Here is a 3,972-nt window from a genome sequence, read left to right as displayed (position 1 = left end):
CAAAATGAAAATGTGGTTTCTCCCTTTTTTCTRYSRMGNMBCCCGCCGCCCCCCCCACCTCCTGCGCCATAAGCAACATTCTGGGAACAAATTCGGCTTTATCAAGTAAAATAATAAAAGGGGATTTGCTATGCCGCGTAAACCTATTGTACTCAGTATCGCCATAGGCCTCGCAGGCTTGGGTGTTTTATCACTCGCTACGCCAGCGTTAGCTGCTCCGTTTGACCTCGGCATCATGTTAGGAAATCTCGGAATCAATCTCGGCAACACGGGCATGCCCCAGCAATACGGGTACTTTGAGCCGCCCTCAGCGTATACCAACTATTACAGTCAGCCACTCTATGCGCAGTACATGATGTGGTACTACTACCCGCAATCGTACTACCAGTATTATCCTGCGCCACCCCCGCCCATGCCGGCGGGAGCACCGCCGCCACCCCCGCCACCACCTGGTGCACCGCCGCCGCCTCCACCCGGCAATTATTTTAATTACCTAGGGGTACAACCACCCCCGCCTGCTCCACCTGGAGCACCGCAACCACCCCCGCCTGGCCCTCCCGGCGGACCAGGCTTTGGGCCCCCAGGGGGACCACCCCAGGGTCCCCAACCGGGTGGGCCCGGATTCGGCCCACAACAAGGACCTCCACCACCCGGTGGACCCGGTCCTGGAGGCCCTCAGTTCCAGCAAGGACCAGCTGGAGGGCCTCCTCAGGGACCACAATTTGCTCCGAGAAGGGGTCCACCGCAGGGACCCCAGCAGGGTGGCCCAGGAGGACCGGGTCCTCAGCAGTCCCCACAAGGACCTATGGGTGGGCCGCCATCTCCACCGGGAGGCCCTGGCGGCCCACCCCCAGGCGGTCCGGGCGCACCTTAACGGCCAAAACAAAACGAGCCGCTCATCATGGGGGCTCGTTGCTTGGAACTCTTTATGCCCTCAATAAACGAGGAAACAGCCTACACAAGACAAAATTGATACCAAATGTCCGGTGTGAGCCGTTTTTTATCTACTCTCTGCCCCCCAGAAGAGCCTGCAGGAATTCGTTCAGGGCAAACTCCATGACCTTCCATGAACCATGGTCACTGGTGTCGTTTGCAATGGCACCAAGGGCAAGGTGGTAGGCATTATGTAATTGTACCAGATGGCTATCGTCGCCATACCCAAAACGATGTAATACGCTATGACCGCGACACTGGTGACCATCCGCCAAGGATGCCATGTCAAGTTGTGTAGAATTGATTAGTAATATATTTTTTATGGCAGCATGCAATTTCAGGGTGCCGGCATAAAGACCGAACAGACTGGCCGGATGTGTGCCGGTATCGATGGCATAACCAGAGAGAAACTGCTGCAGACTGGTCAGTGGCAAGGGCTTGGATATCGCATATCCCTGCAGATAGGGCACACCGGTTGTGAGCATGGCATCGAGGATGTCTGGGGTTTCCACGCCTTCCACTACACAGGTCCAGTTGCAGCTCTGAGGCCAGATCCTGAATGGTGCGGACGAAATGCAGGTCTTGCGGTCTTTCCCCGAGAAACCGGACAAAGCCTTGATCTAGTTTGATCTCGTCAATAGGGAGTTCTTTTAGACGTAAGAGGGAGGCGTAGGCGCTGCCTACGTCATCGAGCGCCAGGCGAATGCCCATATCTTTGATGCCCTGCAAGGCGGACAGGGCTACGTTGCGCTCCAGAAAATCGCTGCCCTCCAGAATCTCCAGGGTAATCCGTTGAGGGGCCACCCCACTGGCGTCGATTACGCCTTGCAGGCGGGGCACACAGCTCCCGCAGAATGACTCCGGGACGACGTTGAAAGACACCCACAATGACCACCCCAGATTGTCCAGCTTTTTCAGGTCTTCCAGCGCCTGAGTGAGGACCATGCTGCTGAGATTGGTCAGGTCATCGACCGACAACTGAGGCAAAAACTCTGCCGGATACAGGATTCTGCCATCGTCATCCCGCAGCCGTGCCAGCGCTTCCACACCCACCACTTTGCGGCTGCCGCCACTCAGAACCGGTTGATACCAGACCTCCAGGGCGCCTTCGCTCAAGAGCCGTTGAGCTGGCGTACGCTGCCGTTCCCGTGCTGCATTTTTGTCACCGATCACCCAGAAGTGCTCTCTATCCACCTTGTTGGACTTGCTCTCATAGAGGGCGTGGTCGGCGCCGCGCAGCAGTTGGTCGCCCGTTTCTTCTTTCCCTAAGGGATACAGGGCGATCCCCATGCTCCCACTGATCTGGACGATCTCGCCATGGCTCAGTGAGATAGGGGTATTCATGGCCTCTTCTACCTTGGCAAAGATCGGGGTGAGATCATTCGGCCCAGAGAGGTCTTCCACCAGGAGCACGAACTCATCACCTCCCAGGCGAGCCACAAAGTCCATTTTGCGCAATGCCTCCGGCAATCGTTTCCCCAGGGTCACGAGCACCTCGTCACCGGCTTCGTGGCCATAGGCGTCGTTCACGGGTTTAAAGCCGTCCAGATCCAGCATGCACACCGCCAGCAGTTTGCCATGCCGCTCTGCACGGGCCATGGCTTGCTCCAGTTGTTCTTCCAGAAACCGGCGGTTTGGCAAATGCGTCAGCATGTCATGGCGCGCCAGGATTTCGATTTCTGCTTTTGCCTGTTCCAACTCGCGCTGTTCATAATATCGGCTCAGCCCCAACCCCAAGCTGGTAGCTAGCTGTTTCAATGTTTCCTGTAGTGATCGCGTGAAGTGCTGAATTTCTTCGCTCTCGATCACCAGCACAGCAAATGGGATTTCCCCTCCACCCACAAACACCGGAATGGCCATAACACTGCGGACACGGTCAAACACACTACGGTCATCGTTGACATCTTGCGTCAGGGCCGATGAACTTGGATTCAGCGGGCCTTGCTGAAGCCCAGTACGGAACACCTCACCAGCCACGATAGTGGGGCATATTCCTTGCGCTGGACATCGTAAGGGTACGGCTCTATCGGACAACGGATCGTCGCCCGTATCTGCCATCGCCTGTATGGTCAAAAACGCGCCTGCCAATTCTCTGGTAATGACATAAGCCCCAATTGCTTCCGTCTGCACTACCACATTATCCACCAGCCGTTGGTACATGGCCTGAAGGTTATCCTGGCTCAGGAGATCCCGCTGAACCAGCAAGGTGACGGCCTGATATTGGCGCAGGCGTATCAATTGGCGAAGCAGTTTTTGGGTAAACCAGCCGACGCCGCCAATCAGCAACAAGGCGACCAATAAAATGGGCAGCCTTCCCCGTTCCGCCCGCCAGAATGCCTGACGGGCCGACGATGGGGCCCATTGCATATGTAACGTCCCTGGGTGTCCTGGTACAGATATGGCCACCGTGCCGACGGGGAGGGGTGAATGGGGCTCCGGCGGCGCCCAATGACCCCTCTTCCAAGAGGAAATTACCTGCCCTTGTGGATTAGTGAGCAGGACGATATGGGGAGCGGTGGAAAAGTCTTTCTGTATGGCTTGCTCCAGCACGGCGGCTTGCCAAAAGGCAAGGCCGAGAAACGTTACGCCCAGCGCTACAAAAAAGATTTTACCCCACCACAGTATCCGCCGGTCCGACTGGGACAGAAATCGTTCAGATACGCTGGACAGGAGGACTCGAAATCGATTAGAAATAGACCGCCATGGTGGTCCGGCTGTAGGTCTGGTGGACATTTTGTCAGTACCCCTGTCGTCGCTGAGCACATCGCTTTTTTGCAAAACATTGGAGGGTGTTCTGCCGCGTTGTTGCACTCCGCATGCTCCAGCCATCCCTGATGTTGTCCTGCCCAGAGAATTATACCTGAAGTTTCACCGATTTTCATGAGGAATAAGTCGCCGCATGCTACGCCACCATACGCATGAGCATCTGAGTGAATGATTTATGAGGGGGTTGGCAGAGATGGGGCCAAAGTCCCAGAAAATGGCTGGAGAGAGCTTCATCTGTAATCAGTTTGCGGACATCGGAGAAGGCRAAACTTC

At 56.1% G+C, this 3,972-nt stretch carries 3 protein-coding genes; all 3 read right to left on the bottom strand.

Annotated elements, in window-relative coordinates:
• Nucleotides 1-485 precede the first annotated feature (485 nt).
• A complete protein-coding gene (locus H7F08_RS14945; protein WP_193640976.1) occupies nt 486-632 on the bottom strand; it encodes a hypothetical protein in 147 nt (48 codons plus the stop codon).
• Nucleotides 633-1,004: 372 nt separating this feature from the next.
• Nucleotides 1,005-1,217: a hypothetical protein gene (locus H7F08_RS14940; RefSeq protein WP_193640975.1), complete on the bottom strand. Its 213-nt coding sequence runs from the start codon at nt 1,215-1,217 to the stop codon at nt 1,005-1,007.
• Nucleotide 1,218: 1 nt separating this feature from the next.
• The gene (locus H7F08_RS14935) at nt 1,219-3,300 is read right to left on the bottom strand and encodes a putative bifunctional diguanylate cyclase/phosphodiesterase (RefSeq protein ID WP_193640974.1); all 2,082 of its coding nucleotides are present in this window, start codon (nt 3,298-3,300) and stop codon (nt 1,219-1,221) included.
• Nucleotides 3,301-3,972: the final 672 nt, after the last annotated feature.

Source organism: Acidithiobacillus sp. HP-11 (genome assembly GCF_015100075.1).
GTDB classification, from domain to species: Bacteria; Pseudomonadota; Gammaproteobacteria; order Acidithiobacillales; family Acidithiobacillaceae; genus Acidithiobacillus; species Acidithiobacillus thiooxidans.
The sequence above is the reverse complement of the archived record's forward strand: the minus strand, read 5'-3'. Positions and strand labels throughout refer to the sequence as shown.

Coding starts and splice junctions, on each gene's coding strand:
- H7F08_RS14935 (WP_193640974.1), bottom strand. CDS start 3,300: ATGCAATGGGCCCCATCGTCGGCCCGTCAGGCATTCTGGCGGGCGGAA.
- H7F08_RS14940 (WP_193640975.1), bottom strand. CDS start 1,217: ATGGCATCCTTGGCGGATGGTCACCAGTGTCGCGGTCATAGCGTATTA.